The organism is Bradyrhizobium sp. USDA 4516 (assembly GCF_054055915.1).
Map to the genome: position 1 here is coordinate 3,248,115 of NZ_JBSRXT010000001.1, position 14,753 is coordinate 3,262,867.

A 14,753-nucleotide genomic window follows, 5' to 3' on the forward strand; every position below is an offset into this window, starting at 1 on the left:
GCGAAGCCGTTGAGCGCGCTCAGGTCCAGGTTGCGACCTAAACTCAAGTATGAGTCGTCCCCACCGAATGTAACGGTCGGATCAACCTCCGTTCAATGGCCCGTTCCATCCCGGTGACTACGCTTATTGGGTAACTCGACGACGGCAGAGATTTCCGGGGTTCAGCAATCGCCAATCAGTGACGGAGATTGAAATGCCCAGCGCGCGCCTGCATCTGATCGTTTGCTCCGACGACGTCGACCACGAGGCAAGGCCTCAGAGACGCGATCGCAGCTTCCAGCCTTCCGTTATCGTTGGTGGCAGGCAAACAGCAAGCACGCTGACCGACAACCCGTGGATCGATCTGCTGGACGCATTCGATCTGGGCGTGGTGGTCTGTCAGGCCAGCTACCTGGCCTTGCTGGGAGCGAGCCTGGCGGCGCTGCAGCCGCAATTCGACGCGCCAGACTCAGGGCGGTAGCCGGCCCTGAATTCCAAGTCCGGCAGGCTGCCGGGACCGAAGCGCTGGCTGCTCACGCCTGGGTCGCGCAAGACGGGTCCGATCACAGCCTCCGTGAGAGCCCGGAATCCATTCCCCGCCTAGCCCCGGCCCTGATGGATTCCGGGCTCAGTTCTGCAGACGCCCTCGGCTGCGCAATGGCGCACCGCAATGATGGGCGGAGCAGGTCGACGGCGCGGCTCGCGCGCCAGGCTCCCGACGGCGGCAAATTGCAGCAATTTTTTCGAAAGATGCCCGGTTCGCTTTAGCCGCTTTTGAAGCACCTGATTATTGGATCTGTCCGGCAACGGCATCGCTCTGCAGAGCTGTGCGTTGGTTCGCGCACTGACAGATCAGGGGCCGGTCATTATGAATCAGGCACAGCAGCACAAGCCGCTTCCCGAAGACAATAATTCCGTCACCAGGAATGAGGCCGACGGCGCACGGGGATTGCAGCGCGATCTGCAGGAACGGCTGCAGCCGGAGCATGACGAGCCGGCCAGCGATAGCGCTCCCCATCCCGAAGCGCCCGCAGGCTCAGGCCGGATGGTTCGCCGCCTGCTCAAGGTCGGCATTGGCCTTGCCATCGTCACCGTCTTCGGATGGCTGCCGCTCAGGGCTGTGTTGCAGACCTCGAGCGTGGAGGCCGTGGTCAACGCCAGGATCGTGACCTTGCGCTCACCGATCGACGGCACCGTGAGCGCGAAGCCGCAGAAATCCACGCAGCTCAGCGTGGTTCACGAGGGCGATGCGATCCTTCACGTCGTTAACGCACGCGGCGATCGCGCCCGGCTCGATGATCTCCGGCGACAGATGTCGCGGTTGGAAAATGAGCGCCCGAGTCTGGCCGCCAAGCTTGCGGCCGCCGAGACGGCGCAACAGGATCTTGCCCGCCAGGCCGGCCAGTTCCGTGACGGCCGCATCCTTCAGCTCGAGGCCCGGATCGCCGAAATCCAGACCGCGATCGAGGCCGCCGCCGCACGGCGGGAGGAGGCCGTGGCCGCCGTCGAGCGGGCGTCGTCGCTGATCAAGTCGGGCAGCGTGTCGACGGTCGAAATGGCCCGCCTGACGCGCGAGCAGGCGATCTCGCAGCAGACCGAAATCGGCGCTCGACGGCGTCTCGACGCCGCCAAGGTCGAGCTCACCGCGGCAAGGAATGGCACTTATCTCGGCGACAGCTACAATGACCGGCCGAGCTCCGTGCAGCGCGAAGAGGAGATGCGCCAGCGCGTGAGCGATCTGCGCGCCGATCTGGCGCATGCCGACGCCGAGATCGACTGGCTGACCCACGAGATCGCAGCCGAGCAGCTGCACTACGTCAACCGGGCGGAAGCCGACATCAAGGCGCCGGTCGGCGGGCGCATCTGGGAGATGATGACGTCGCCCGGCGAGGACGTCAGGGCCGGGCAGCCCTTGCTCAAGCTGCTCGATTGCAGCGGCGCGGTGGTCACGGCGAACGTCACCGAGAGCGTCTACAACGGACTGAAACTCGGCGAGCAGGCGAGCTTCGAGCCGAATGACGGCAGCGCCGCGCTGCAGGGCGAGATCGTCAATCTCACCGGCGCGTCGGGCGCGCCCGCGAACCTTGCGATCAATCCGGATGCGCTGAACAAGGAACCCTATCGGGTCACGGTCTCGATGCCGGCGCTCGATACCACGGGCAAGGATTGCGCGGTCGGCCGCACCGGGCGCGTGGTGTTCAACGCGGACCTGGCAAAGTCATGATGGCGGCATTTGCGCCCGGGCTGGTCGCCTTCGGCGCCTGCCTTGCCATCCTGCCCCTGCTCCGCCGCGAGCAGACCCTGGCCCGCGTCATGATGACCGGCATGTCGTTCGTCCTGCTGGTCCACTATTTCGCGTGGCGGGTGACCCACACCCTGCCGCCTCCGGGCCTCACCGCCGACGCGCTGGTCGGCTATCCCTTCATGCTGGCCGAGGCGGCCTCGATGATCGCGGTGTGCCTGTCGCTACTGTTCCTCAGCCGCACGATCGACCGTTCGCCTGAGGTCAATGCGATCCTGCGCCGATCGAGGTTGCCCGCAAACGCGCCGCTCGTCGACGTCTTCATCTGCACCTACAACGAGGAGAAAGCGATCCTGGAGCGCACCATCATCGGCGCGACCGGGCTGAACTATCCGAACTACCGCGTCTGGGTGCTCGACGACGGGCGGCGGCTCTGGCTGCGCCGGCTCGCCCAGGAGCTCGGCTGCAACTATCTGGCCCGCCCGGACAACCGCCACGCCAAGGCCGGCAACATCAATCATGCGCTCCAGCACGTTTCCGGGCTGGCTGAGCGGCCGGAGTTCATCTCGATCCTCGATGCGGATTTTGTCCCGATGCCGGATTTCCTGACCCGGGCGATGAGCCTGATGCAGGACGGCAGCGTCGGCGTCGTGCAGACGCCGCAGCACTTCATCAACCCTGATCCGATCCAGACCAATCTCGCGGCGACCGATGTGTGGCCCGACGAGCAGCGCTTCTTCTTCGATATTTTGATGCCGGCCAAGGATGCCTGGGACACGGCGTTCTGCTGCGGCACCTCATCGTTGATCCGCTTCTCCGGCCTGATGCAGATCGGCGGCTTCCCGACCGATTCGGTGACGGAGGATTACCTCGTCACACTGCGGCTGAAGGAGAAGGGACTGCGCACGGTCTATCTGAACGAGCGCCTGACCATCGGACTCGCGCCGGAGCGACTGAAGGAATACATCACGCAGCGCGGACGCTGGTGTCTCGGCTTCATGCAGATCTTCCGCGGCCGCAGCGGGCCGTTCTCGCGGCAATCGAAGCTCGCCTTCATGGACCGGCTGTCGCTGGTCGACGCCTTCATGAGCTGGGCGGCGGTCTACGGCACCAAGGTGTTCGGCCTGGTCGTGCCGTGGCTTTATCTGCTGTTCGGGATCAAGGCGGTCCATGCCGACCTGTTCGAGCTGCTAAAATATTTCCTGCCGTTCTATGTCTGGCACGCCTTCACGATGGCCTGGATTTCGCGCGGCCGCTCGCTCGCGATCATGACCGACGTGTCGCAATACATCGCGGCGCCCGCGGTGCTGAAGGCGGTCGTGACCGGCCTCGCCAGGCCGCAGGGCCACAAATTCAAGGTGACGGCCAAGGGCGGCGACCGCAACCGCCGCTTCATCGAGTGGCCGCTGCTGCGGCTCTACGGTGCCGCCCTGCTGATCACGCTGTTTGCGATCGCCTACGCCTTCATCCTGCATCTGCGCGGCGAAAACATCGCCTATGGCGGGCTGGCGCTGGCCTGGAGCCTGTACAATTGCGTCGTGCTCGCGATCGTGTGCTTCATCTGCATCGAGCAGCCGCGGCGCCGCAAGGCCGAGCGGTTCGAGCGCGACGAGCCGATCCTGATCCATCAGGACAGCGAGATGCGGCTGATCCGGATGGCCGACATCTCGATCTCCGGTGCGCGCTTCATCGATCCCGTCCCGCCCGCCATCGGTTCCTTGATCAAATGCAATGTCTACGGACAGAACGTCGCCGCGACTGTGGTCCGGCGCACCCGCGACGGCTTCGGCGTCCGCTTCGAGGACGCGGTGGCGACGCGGGTCAATGTCGTGCGCGCATTCTATGCCGGTGAATATGTCCGCGCCTTCCACGGCGTGCGCGCGGCGCCGGTCGGCAAGGCCCTGCTGATGCGGCTGTTCGGTTGATCCGCCACGGGATTGGTGCTTCGCTCCTTCGGTGGAAACAGCTTTCGATCCCGTCATCCCCGCGAAAAGGCTTCGCCTTTGTCGCTGGAGGAGCGCGGAACGCGCGTCTCGAAGGATCGACGGCCCGGCCGCTTCCGCATACTCCCACTCTCTTGGGGAAGGAACGTGGCCGTCGATCCTTCGAGACGGCCGCTGCGCGGCCTCCTCAGGATGACGGGACAGGCGTGTACGCTTCTTACGATTCGATCTACGCCGCCGGCTTCGCCGCCTGGTCCTCGCTCGCCAGCAGATGCAGCAGCGCGCTCTTGATCGCGGCCTGCCGGGTCGGTGCCGTGATCTGGGCGCCGAGCAGGTCGGTGACATAGAACACGTCGCGGGCACGTTCGCCGAAGGTCGCGACATGGGCCGATGCGATGTTGAGGTTGAGCTTTGAGATCGCGGTGGTGAGCTGGTAGAGCAGGCCGGGCCGGTCGAGCCCGGAGACCTCGATCACGGTGTAGCGGTCGGACCACTGGTTGTTGATGGTCACCTCGGGCTCGACGATGAACGGCCGCGCCTTGCTGCGGACGGTGCGCTTGGCGACCGCCTCGGGCAGCCGCAGCTTGCCTTCCAGCACGTGCTCGATCATCTCGCCAATTCTGGTGGCGCGGCGGCCCTCGTCCTCGTCGCGGTCGTATTCGCGCGAGATCGAGATGGTGTCGAGCGCGCGGCCGTCGGTCGTGGTGTAGATCTGGGCGTCGACGATGTTGGCGCCGGCCGACGCGCAGGCACCCGCGATGATCGACAGCAGCCACGGATGGTCGGTCGCCAGGATCGTCAGCTCGGTGACGGCGCGGACCTCGTCGAAGCCGACATTGATCGCAAGCTTGTGGCCGGCCTGCTCGCTGGCGCGGATGAAGCGGGCCTGGCGGATCTTGCGCGCCAGCTCGACCTTGAGCCAGTAGGCCGGATAGTGCCGGCCGATATAGGCGTTGAGCTCCGCCTCCGGCCATTCGGTGAAGGCGCGGCGGAATTCGGCTTGCGCCACCGCGATGCGCTGGGCGCGGTTGACCTCGGAGAAGCCGCCGGTCAGCACCGGCTCGGTCTCGTAATACAGCGTGCGCAACAGCTGCGCCTTCCAGCCGTTCCAAACGCCCGGGCCGACGCCGCGGATGTCGGCCGTGGTCAGGATCGTGAGCAGCTTCATCTGCTCGACCGACTGGACCACGGCGGCGAAATTCTCGATGGTCTTGCGGTCCGACAGGTCGCGCGATTGCGCCACCGTCGACATCGTCAAATGCTCCTCGATCAGCCACGCCACCAGCTCGGTGTCGGCCGCCGAGAAGCCGAGCCGCGGACACAGCCGCCGCGCCACCTTGGCGCCGGCGATCGAATGATCCTCAGGTCGGCCCTTGGCGATGTCGTGCAGCAGCGTCGCGATATAGATCACCGGGCGGTGCTCGGGGCGGATCTTGCGAAACAGGTCGCTGGCGACCGTGAACTCCTCGTTGCCGCCGCGCTCGATGTCCTGCAGGAAGCCGATGCAGCGGAGCAGATGCTCGTCCACCGTGTAGTGGTGGTACATGTTGAACTGCATCATCGACACGATCTTGCCGAAGGCGCGGATGAAGTGACCGAGCACGCCGGTCTCGTTCATCCGCCGCAGCACGATCTCCGCATTGTCGGAGGTCAGGATCTCCATGAACAGGCGGTTGGCTTCATCGTTCTCGCGCAGCTGGGTGTTGATCAGCTTCAGCGAGCGCGTCACCGTGCGCATCGCATCGGGATGGAAGGCGAGGTTGTTCTGCTGCGCAAGGCGGAAGATCCGGATCAGGTTGACCGGATCGTGCTTGAAGACGTCGGGCGCGGCGAGATTGATGCGGTTGTTGTCGACGATGAAGTCGTCGCTGCCGTTAACCCGCCGCCGCTTGGTGCCGGGCCGCAGCCGCGCCACCATCCGGCTCAGCACCGGCGCCGGCTTGTTGTGCTCTTCCTCGAGCTTGGCGCACAGGATCGCGGTGAGGTCGCCGACGTCTTTCGCGATCAGGAAGTAGTGCTTCATGAAGCGCTCGACGTCCTGCATGCCGGGATGCGAGGTGTAGCCGAGGCGGACCGCGATTTCGCGCTGCATGTCGAACGACAGCCGCTCCTCGGCGCGTCCGGCGAAGAAGTGCAGATTGCAGCGCACCGACCACAGGAAGTCGGCGCAGCGGCGGAAGGTGCGGTATTCCTGCGCGTCGAACACGCCGCGTTCCAGCAGCTCGTCGGTCTCGCGCACGCGGTAGACGTATTTGGCGATCCAGAACAGCGTGTGCAGGTCGCGCAGGCCGCCCTTGCCGTCCTTGACGTTGGGCTCGACTAGATAGCGCGACTGGCCGGCGCGGCGATGCCGCTCCTCGCGCTCGGCGAGCTTTGCGGTGACGAATTCCGACGCGGTGCCCTGCACCACCTCCTTGTCGAAGCGCTCGACCAACTCGTCATAAAGCGGCTGGTCGCCGGTCAGGAAGCGCGTCTCGAGGATCGCGGTGCGGATCGTCATGTCGCCGCGGGCCTGACGGATCGATTCATCGACCGAGCGGGTGGCGTGGCCGACCTTCAGCCCCATGTCCCAGAGGCAATAGAGAATCGCTTCAGCGACCTGTTCGCCCCAGGCGGTCTGCTTGTAGGGCAGGATGAACAACAGATCGATGTCGGACTCCGGCGCCATCAGCCCGCGGCCATAGCCGCCGGTCGCCACCACGGCCATGCGTTCGGCGCCCGAGGGGATCGGCGAGTGATAGAGGTGGCGGGTCGCCGCCGCGTAGAGGATGCGGATGATCTCGTCCTGCACGAAGCAGAGCCGTTCGGCGCAGCGCCGGCCGTGACGGTCCTTGAGCAGCAGCGCCTGCGCCGTGGCGCGCGCGGCGATCAGCTCGGCCTTGAGCAGCTGCGCCATCGCGGCGCGGAACTGGTCCTCGCGGCCGGCATGCCGTTCGGCAAGTGCATTCACCGCCGCGGTGATCCGCTCGGTCTCGAAACGATCATCCGCTTCAGGGCGGGCCTCGGCTACGACGCTGTCCATAGGTTCATCCGATATCGGACGGAGCCGTTGCTGTCACTGACCAAAGTATAACGACAGCAGCTCCATGCTCTCATGGCGGCGCTTCGAGCAAGATCGTTCTCGCGCCATCCCGTAAAGGGTAGAGATTTTCTCGTTGACCGCAAGGCTAACTCATTGAAATAAAAGATTGTTTCATAAAACTGATCGAGGGGGTCGACGAATGCAAAAATTTTCCCGGCGCACGTTCGCTGCGCTGCTCGCGGTCTCGACCTTGCTGCCCGGCGCGGCGCGCGCCGCCGACGCGCTGAAGGAGATCCGGATCGACTGGGCGACCTACAATCCGGTGTCGATGGTCCTGAAGCAGAAGGGCCTCCTGGAAAAGGAATTCGCCAAGGACGGCATCAGCATCGTCTGGGTGCAGTCGGCCGGCTCCAACAAGGCGCTCGAATTCCTCAACGCCGGTTCGATCGATCTCGGCTCGACCGCGGGTTCGGCGGCGCTGGTCGCGAAGATCAACGGCAACCCGATCAAGTCGATCTATGTCTATTCGCGTCCCGAATGGACCGCACTGGTCACGACCAAGGACTCCAGGATCGCGTCCGTCGCCGACCTCAAGGGCAAGCGCGTCGCGGTGACGCGTGGCACCGATCCGCACATCTTCCTGGTTCGTGCGCTGCTCGGCGCCGGTCTCACCGAAAAGGACATCACGCCGGTGCTGTTGCAGCACGCCGACGGCAAGACCGCGTTGATCCGCGGCGACGTCGACGCCTGGGCCGGTCTCGATCCGATGATGGCGCAGGCGGAGGTCGAGGACGGTGCAAAGCTGTTCTACCGCAAGGCGGAAGCCAACACCTGGGGCATCCTCAATGTGCGCGAGGAGTTCCTGAAGGCGCATCCGGATATCGTCCGCCGCGTGCTCGCGACGTACGAGGAAGCGCGGAAATATTCGCTGGCCAACTATGACGAGCTGAAGAAGACCTTCATCGCCGTCACCAAGCTGCCGGACGCCGTGGTCGACAAGCAGCTCAAGGAGCGCACCGAGCTGACCCACAGCCGGATCGGCAGTGCCCAGCGCGAATCGATCCTCGCCGCCGGCCTCGCCTTGCAGCAGGCGGGCGTGATCGACGCCAAGACCGACGTCAAGGCCGCGCTGGATTCCTTGGTCGACGATCAGGTCCCGCTGCCCACCAACTAACCGCTGTCGTTAAACTAACCTCCGTCGTCCCGGGCAAGCGAAGCGCGACCCGGGACCATAACCACAGGGCTTTATTGTTGAACAAGGCTGTGGCCCCAGCTCGCTTGATTACCACGCCCTGTGGTTATGGGTCCCGGCCTTCGCCGGGACGACGTGGATGGAGTTAGGCGCGCTCCGCCTTGCAATCCCGCCGGAAGAATAGTTGTTGCTATGGCCATGACCGTTGACCTGCCCGCGCTGGAACAGACGGCCCCGCCCGGTGCACCTGCGCGGTGGTCACGCTATGCGCGCCCGGTGCTCGGGCTCGTGCTGCCGATTGCGCTGGCGCTGGGCTGGGAACTCGTCGTCTCTCTCGGCTATTCCAACGGCCGCCTGGTGCCGCCTCCGTCAAAGGTGTTCGAGACCATCGTCGAGCTCGCCAAGAGCGGAGAGCTGTCGCGCCATATCCTCGCGACGCTGTGGCGCGTGGGCGCGGGCTTTGCGCTCGGTGTCGTCGCCGGGACCATCATGGGCGCGATCTCCGGCTATTGGGATTTCGCCAAGCGGCTGCTCGATCCGACGGTGCAGGCGCTGCGCGCGATCCCCTCGCTCGCCTGGGTGCCGCTGTTCGTGCTCTGGCTCGGCATTTTCGAGACCTCGAAGGTCGCGCTGATCGCGGTCGGCGTGTTCTTTCCGATCTATCTCGGCGTGATGGGCGCAATCCTGTCGGTCGATCGCAAGATCGTCGAGGTCGGCCGCGTGTTCCGCCTGTCCGGACCGGCGATGATCCGCCGCATCCTGTTGCCCGCCGTGCTGCCGGCCTATGTGGTTGCGCTGCGGGTCGGGCTCGGTTTGGGGTGGATGTTCGTGGTCGCGGCCGAACTGATCGGCGCCTCCGAAGGCCTCGGCTACCTCCTGCTCGACGGCCAGCAGCTCGGCAAGCCGGCGCAGATCCTCGCCGCGATCGTGATCTTCGCGATTCTCGGCAAGCTCACCGACTGGCTGATCGAGGTCGCCGCCGCACCGCTGCTGCGCTGGCAGGACGCGTTCGGCGCGCGGGGAGGGCGGTAATGCTGGCGCTCAAAGCAGTCGGCAAGACCTATCCGAACGGCGTCCACGCGCTGGAGCGGTTCTCGGCCGAGATTGCGCCCGGCGAGATCATCGCGATCATCGGCGGCTCCGGTTGCGGCAAGTCGACGCTGCTGCGCGCCATCGCCGGCCTCGATCGCGCCTCTTCAGGCAGCGTGACGCTCGACAATGCGGTGATATCATCGCCGCACGCCAAGATCGGGATCATCTTCCAGGAGCCACGGCTGCTGCCCTGGCTCAGCGTCGCCGACAATATCGGCTTCGGCCTCGCCGACCTTCCGGCCGAGGCGAGGCGCGCGCGCGTCGTGGCGGCGCTCGCCCGCGTCGGCCTTGCCGACAAGGCCGCGGCCTGGCCGCGCGAATTGTCCGGCGGCCAGGCGCAGCGGGTCGCGATAGCCCGCGCGCTGGTGCCGCAGCCCGAAGTGCTGCTGCTCGACGAGCCGTTCTCGGCGCTCGATGCCTTCACGCGGCGCGATCTGCAGGATCATCTGCTCGATCTGTGGGCCGACACGCGGCCGACCCTGATCCTGGTCACCCACGACGTGGACGAGGCCGTGGTGCTCGCCGACCGCGTGCTGGTGATGCGGCCGCGGCCGGGCCGGCTGTTCGAGGAGATTACCATCAACCTGGCGCGGCCGCGCGACCGCAAATCGGAGCTGTTCGACACCTTCAAGCGCCGCGTGCTGACCGCGCTCGACCGCTCGCTCGACCGTTCGGTGCGGGACGTCACCGACAAATCCAGCGCCGGCGAGGCGATGTGGTGGTGACATCCGCTCCTTAAGGCCTTACATCGGCTAGAGCATGATCCGGAAAAGTGTGAAGCGGTTTTCCGAAAAGATCATGCTAAAACAAGAATCTAAAGCGCGATGACGATTTCAGCCTGAGTCTCATCGCGCTTTAAGAAGAATAGCCGGGAGCAGACCCATGGACTCCGCCGAACTCCGCGCAATGCAGGCTCCGATCAAGGAGCGCTACAAGACCGACCCCCAGGCCGCCGTGATCACGCTGAAGGCCAAGGGATCGATCGACAATGAGAGCATCGCCTGCAAGGTCGAGACTGGCCGTGCGCTCGCGATCGCCGGCCTCCACCCCGCTACCGGCGGCTCCGGGCTCGAGCTTTGCTCCGGCGACATGCTGCTGGAAGCGCTGGTCGCCTGCGCCGGCGTCACGCTGAAATCGGTCGCCACCGCGATCGACGTGCCGCTGAAGCCCGGCAATGTCTTCGCCGAGGGCGATCTCGATTTCCGCGGCACGCTCGGCGTCGACAAGGAGACCCCGGTCGGCTTCCGCGAGATCCGCCTCCGCTTCGAGATCGGCACCGACGCGCCGCAGGACAAGCTCGATCTCTTGCTGAAACTCACCGAGCGCTATTGCGTGGTCTATCAGACCATCAAGAGCGGCCCGAAGGTTTCGGTGACGATGCAGCGGGTGTAGCCGCTTTCAACGGTGTCGTCCCGGCCTAGTGCGCGATTTCGCATGGAACCGGGACCCATACGCCGTGTCTTCTCGATTCAAGCCCCGCTGCCCGACGGCTTTCGCTCCTCACGAACAGCCGTGGTTATGGATCCCGGCCTTCGCCGGGATGACGCAGAATGTCCCCCGAACTCCACTTCGTCCTGATCCTCGTGTTGCGCATGGCGGTTGCGGCCGCATTCGTGGTCAGCGCGTCCATCATCACGGAGCGTTCGGGACCGGTGATCGGCGCGCTGATCGCAACCCTGCCGATCTCGGCCGGGCCGTCCTACACCTTCCTCGCGCTCGACCATGACGCCGCCTTCATCGCCGAGGGGGCGCTGGCGAGCCTGCCGGTCAACGCCGCCACGATCTATATGGGCCTGACCTACGCCGTGCTGGCGCAGCGCTTCAGCATGTGGATCAGCGCGGGCAGCGCGATCGCGGTGTGGCTGGTGCTCGCCACCATCATCCGCCAGTTCGAGTGGTCGCTCGTCGCCGGGCTGATCGTCAACGCCATCACCTTTGCGATCTGCATCCCGCTGCTGAGGCCCTATCGGCATGTCGCGAAAATGCCGCTGATCGCGCGGCGCTGGTACGACATTCCGCTGCGCGCCGCGCTGGTCGCAAGCCTGGTCGGCACCGTGGTCACGGCGTCAGGCTGGGTCGGCCCGCGCGTCACCGGCGTGATGGCGCTGTTTCCGATCGTATTCTCCTCGATGATGCTGATTCTGCATCCGCGCATCGGCGGCCCCGCAACCGCCGCCGTGCTCGCCAACAGCGCCTGGGGCTTGATGGGCTTTGGCCTCGGGGTTGCGGTGCTGCACGTCGCGGTGCTGCAACTCGGCTCGCTAATCGGCCTTTGCTGCGCGCTCGCCACCTGCATCGTCTGGAATCTGGTGCTGTGGCAGATCGGGCGGAGGAAAGTAAAACGTTGACGCCGTCATTCCGGGGCGATGCGAAGCATCGAACCCGGAATCTCGAGATTCCGGGTCTGGTCCTTCGGAACATCCCGGAATGACGACAGCACCTACGCTTTCGGCAGCTTTGCCCGCAGCGCATACAGCGCATCCAGCGCCTCGCGCGGCGACATCTCGTCGGGATGCAGCGCCTTCACGGCCTCGACCAGCAGATCGGCCTCGCTCGGCGGTTTGTCCTCACTGGCGGCGCGGGAGGGGACGGCGAACAGCGGCAGATCGTCGACCAAGGCACGCGCGGTCTGGCCGCGGTCCTGGGCTTCGAGTTTTGCCAGCACCGATTTGGCGCGCGTGATCACGGCCGGCGGCAGGCCGGCGAGTTTTGCGACCTGGATGCCGTAGGAGCGGTCGGCCGAGCCCGGCAGCACCTCGTGCAGGAACACGACGTCGCCCTGCCACTCCTTGACCCGCACCGTGGCGTTGAACATCCGCGGCAGTTTCGCCGAGAGCGCGGTCAACTCGTGATAATGCGTCGCGAACAGCGTGCGGCAGCGGTTGCTCTCATGCAGATGCTCGATCGCGGCCCAGGCTATCGACAGCCCGTCGAACGTCGCGGTGCCGCGGCCGATCTCGTCGAGGATCACCAGCGACCGTTCGCTGGCCTGGTTCAGGATCACCGCGGTCTCGACCATCTCGACCATGAAGGTCGAGCGTCCGCGCGCCAGGTCGTCGGCGGCGCCGACGCGCGAGAACAGCCGGTCGACGATGCCGAGCCGCGCGCGCGACGCCGGCACGTAAGAGCCGATCTGCGCCAAGAGCGCGATCAGCGCGTTCTGGCGCAGGAAGGTCGACTTGCCGGCCATGTTCGGACCGGTGATCAGCCAGAGCTGGCCGGATTTCTGGCCCGGCGCCGGCGACAGGTCGCAGGCATTGGCGATGAACGGCTGGCCATCGCGTTTCAGCGCCTGCTCGACCACCGGATGCCGGCCGCCCTCGATCGCAAAGCCGAGCGAGCCGTCGACATCAGGCCGCACGTAATTGTCGTCGATCGCAAGCTTGGCCAATGACGTCGCGACGTCGAGCATCGCAAAGGCATGCGCGGCATTGCGCAGATCAGCGCTCGCCGCGAGCGCCATCGCGCTCAGGCGTTCAAAGATCTCGAGCTCGAGATTGAGCGCGCGCTCGCCGGCATTGGCGATCTTGGCCTCGGTCTCGCCGAGCTCTGCGGTGGTGAAGCGGACCTGCCCCGCCAGCGTCTGGCGATGGATGAAGGTTGCATTCAGTGGCGGCGCGAACAGCTTGTCGCCGTGCTGCGCGGTGACCTCGACGAAATAGCCGAGCACGTTGTTGTGCCGGATCTTCAGCGTCTTGATGCCGGTATCCTCGGCATAACGCGCTTGCATCGCGGCGACGACGAGGCGCGAGGCGTCGCGCAAATTGCGGCTCTCGTCGAGCGCGGCTTCATAGCCCTCGCGGACGAAGCCGCCATCGCGCTTGATCAGCGGAAGCTGTTCGGAGAGCGCGCGGGAGAATTCCTGCGCCAGATCGCGCGAGGGACGCTGTAGCGCCGCCATCACGGTCGAAACCTCGGCCGGCGGATTGGAAAGCTGCGCCAGCAGCTCCAGCGCCTGGTCGGCGGCGAGGATGCCGTCGCGCAGGCTGGCGAGGTCGCGCGGGCCGCCGCGGCCGACCGAGAGCCGCGCCAGCGCGCGCGACATGTCGGGCGCCGCGCGCAGCACGGTCCTGACGTCCTCGCGCGCCGCGGAATCCGCGACGAAGGCCGAGACGGCATCGAGCCGCCGCGCGATCACGGCGACGTCGGTGAGCGGCGCGGCAAGGCGCTGCGCCAGGAGGCGCGAGCCCGCCGCGGTGACGGTGCAGTCGATCGCATCGAGCAGCGAGCCGCGGCGCTCGCCGGCGAGCGTGCGCGTCAGTTCGAGATTGGCGCGGGTCGCCGGATCGATCGCCATCGTGGTGCCGGCGGCCTCGCGCGCCGGCGGCGACAGCGGCGGACGCTTGCCGACCTGGGTGCGGTCGATATAGGTGACGGCCGCGGCCGCGGCGGTCGCCTCCAGTCGCGACATCGCCGACAGGCCGTCCATGGTCGCGACCGCGAAATAGTCGCAGAGTCGCCGCTCGGCGGTGGCGCTGTCGAACACGTCGCGGGTCAGCGGCGTCACCGACGGCAGTTCGCGCAAGGTCGGCGCCAGCTCGCTGTCGCTGTAGAGCGCATCGGTGATGATGGCCTCGTTCGGATTGATGCGCGCCAGCGTCGCCGCGAGCTCCGCCGTCGCACACTCCGTCACCATGAATTCGGAGGTCGAAATGTCGATCCAGGCAAGGCCAAGACGATCCGCACCGGCCGAGCCGCGGGCGCGCGCGATCGCGATCAAGTAATTGTTGGTGCGGGCGTCGAGCAGGGTGTCTTCGGTCAGCGTGCCCGGCGTCACCAGCCGCACCACGCCGCGGCGGACCACGCTCTTGTTGCCGCGGGCTTTGGCCTCCGCGGGATTTTCCGTCTGCTCGCACACCGCGACACGATGGCCGGCGCCGATCAGGCGATGCAGGTAATCCTCGGAGCGTTCGACCGGAACGCCGCACATCGGGATGTCCATGCCCTGATGCTTGCCGCGCTTGGTCAGCACGATGCCGAGCGTCCGGGAGGCGATCTCCGCATCCTCGAAGAACAGTTCGTAGAAGTCGCCCATCCGGTAGAACAGCAGCAGGCCGGGATGGGCGGCCTTGATTTCCAGATACTGTTCCATCATCGGCGTGACGCGCGACGGCGCCTCGGCGGCAGGAGCGGGCTCGGGCGGAACGGGGATGGGCTGCTGGACTGTCATGAGGGGGCGGAAACTACAAAATTTCGTCGCGCGGTCCTATCCGCGAAGTCGGGGTTTTCCACCCTGTCCACGCGCCAATTATGTCAGCCCTCACGGCAATGCGTGCGGGGCGC

At 66.0% G+C, this 14,753-nt stretch carries 10 protein-coding genes; 8 read left to right on the top strand and 2 right to left on the bottom strand.

All coding sequences use genetic code 11. From position 1 onward, the window contains the following. The first annotated feature begins 193 nt into the window (after positions 1–193). The 3 genes from ACVI1L_RS14940 (at position 194) to ACVI1L_RS14950 (ending at position 4,146) form a co-directional block, all read left to right on the top strand. Positions 194–460 carry a hypothetical protein gene (locus ACVI1L_RS14940; RefSeq protein ID WP_057015418.1) on the top strand — a complete coding sequence of 89 codons (267 nt, stop codon included), beginning with the start codon at positions 194–196 and terminating at the stop codon, positions 458–460. Between the two features lie 387 nt (positions 461–847). After that, complete coding sequence (locus tag ACVI1L_RS14945) at positions 848–2,203, top strand: HlyD family efflux transporter periplasmic adaptor subunit (protein WP_456783201.1); 1,356 nt, start codon at positions 848–850, stop codon at positions 2,201–2,203. Continuing rightward, complete coding sequence (locus ACVI1L_RS14950) at positions 2,200–4,146, top strand: glycosyltransferase (protein WP_456783202.1); 1,947 nt, start codon at positions 2,200–2,202, stop codon at positions 4,144–4,146. Before ACVI1L_RS14945 ends, ACVI1L_RS14950 begins: the two co-directional genes overlap by 4 nt. A 247-nt stretch (positions 4,147–4,393) precedes the next feature. Here ACVI1L_RS14950 and ACVI1L_RS14955 read toward each other — a convergent pair whose 3' ends face one another. Then, positions 4,394–7,186, bottom strand: a complete 2,793-nt coding sequence (locus tag ACVI1L_RS14955) for a [protein-PII] uridylyltransferase (RefSeq protein WP_225647051.1) — start codon at positions 7,184–7,186, stop codon at positions 4,394–4,396. A gap of 199 nt (positions 7,187–7,385) precedes the next feature. Here ACVI1L_RS14955 and ACVI1L_RS14960 point away from each other — a divergent pair, with 199 nt between their 5' ends. The 5 genes from ACVI1L_RS14960 to ACVI1L_RS14980 all read left to right on the top strand — a co-directional run bounded on the left by ACVI1L_RS14960 (position 7,386) and on the right by ACVI1L_RS14980 (position 11,818). Then, positions 7,386–8,360, top strand: a complete 975-nt coding sequence (locus ACVI1L_RS14960) for an aliphatic sulfonate ABC transporter substrate-binding protein (RefSeq protein ID WP_057015402.1) — start codon at positions 7,386–7,388, stop codon at positions 8,358–8,360. Between the two features lie 216 nt (positions 8,361–8,576). Continuing rightward, the gene (locus ACVI1L_RS14965; protein ID WP_057015419.1) at positions 8,577–9,410 is read left to right on the top strand and encodes an ABC transporter permease; all 834 of its coding nucleotides are present in this window, start codon (positions 8,577–8,579) and stop codon (positions 9,408–9,410) included. Further along, positions 9,410–10,195 carry an ABC transporter ATP-binding protein gene (locus ACVI1L_RS14970; protein ID WP_057015403.1) on the top strand — a complete coding sequence of 262 codons (786 nt, stop codon included), beginning with the start codon at positions 9,410–9,412 and terminating at the stop codon, positions 10,193–10,195. The genes ACVI1L_RS14965 and ACVI1L_RS14970 overlap by 1 nt, the downstream gene beginning before the upstream one ends. Positions 10,196–10,352: 157 nt before the next feature. Beyond that, the gene (locus tag ACVI1L_RS14975) at positions 10,353–10,862 is read left to right on the top strand and encodes an OsmC family protein (protein WP_057015404.1); all 510 of its coding nucleotides are present in this window, start codon (positions 10,353–10,355) and stop codon (positions 10,860–10,862) included. A 158-nt stretch (positions 10,863–11,020) separates the two neighbouring features. Further along, on the top strand, positions 11,021–11,818 hold the full coding sequence (locus ACVI1L_RS14980; protein ID WP_057015405.1) for a hypothetical protein: 798 nt from the start codon (positions 11,021–11,023) through the stop codon (positions 11,816–11,818). Positions 11,819–11,910: 92 nt separating this feature from the next. Here the strand turns inward: ACVI1L_RS14980 and mutS are convergent, their stop codons facing one another. Then, complete coding sequence (gene mutS / locus ACVI1L_RS14985; protein ID WP_057015406.1) at positions 11,911–14,640, bottom strand: DNA mismatch repair protein MutS; 2,730 nt, start codon at positions 14,638–14,640, stop codon at positions 11,911–11,913. Positions 14,641–14,753: the final 113 nt, after the last annotated feature.

Bases quoted from the DNA above. Each gene is read 5' to 3' on its own strand.
- ACVI1L_RS14960 (WP_057015402.1), top strand. From the start codon at position 7,386: ATGCAAAAATTTTCCCGGCGCACGTTCGCTGCGCTGCTCGCGGTCTCG.
- ACVI1L_RS14980 (WP_057015405.1), top strand. From the start codon at position 11,021: ATGTCCCCCGAACTCCACTTCGTCCTGATCCTCGTGTTGCGCATGGCG.
- ACVI1L_RS14945 (WP_456783201.1), top strand. From the start codon at position 848: ATGAATCAGGCACAGCAGCACAAGCCGCTTCCCGAAGACAATAATTCC.
- ACVI1L_RS14940 (WP_057015418.1), top strand. From the start codon at position 194: ATGCCCAGCGCGCGCCTGCATCTGATCGTTTGCTCCGACGACGTCGAC.
- ACVI1L_RS14950 (WP_456783202.1), top strand. From the start codon at position 2,200: ATGATGGCGGCATTTGCGCCCGGGCTGGTCGCCTTCGGCGCCTGCCTT.
- mutS (WP_057015406.1), bottom strand. From the start codon at position 14,640: ATGACAGTCCAGCAGCCCATCCCCGTTCCGCCCGAGCCCGCTCCTGCC.
- ACVI1L_RS14975 (WP_057015404.1), top strand. From the start codon at position 10,353: ATGGACTCCGCCGAACTCCGCGCAATGCAGGCTCCGATCAAGGAGCGC.
- ACVI1L_RS14970 (WP_057015403.1), top strand. From the start codon at position 9,410: ATGCTGGCGCTCAAAGCAGTCGGCAAGACCTATCCGAACGGCGTCCAC.
- ACVI1L_RS14965 (WP_057015419.1), top strand. From the start codon at position 8,577: ATGACCGTTGACCTGCCCGCGCTGGAACAGACGGCCCCGCCCGGTGCA.
- ACVI1L_RS14955 (WP_225647051.1), bottom strand. From the start codon at position 7,186: ATGGACAGCGTCGTAGCCGAGGCCCGCCCTGAAGCGGATGATCGTTTC.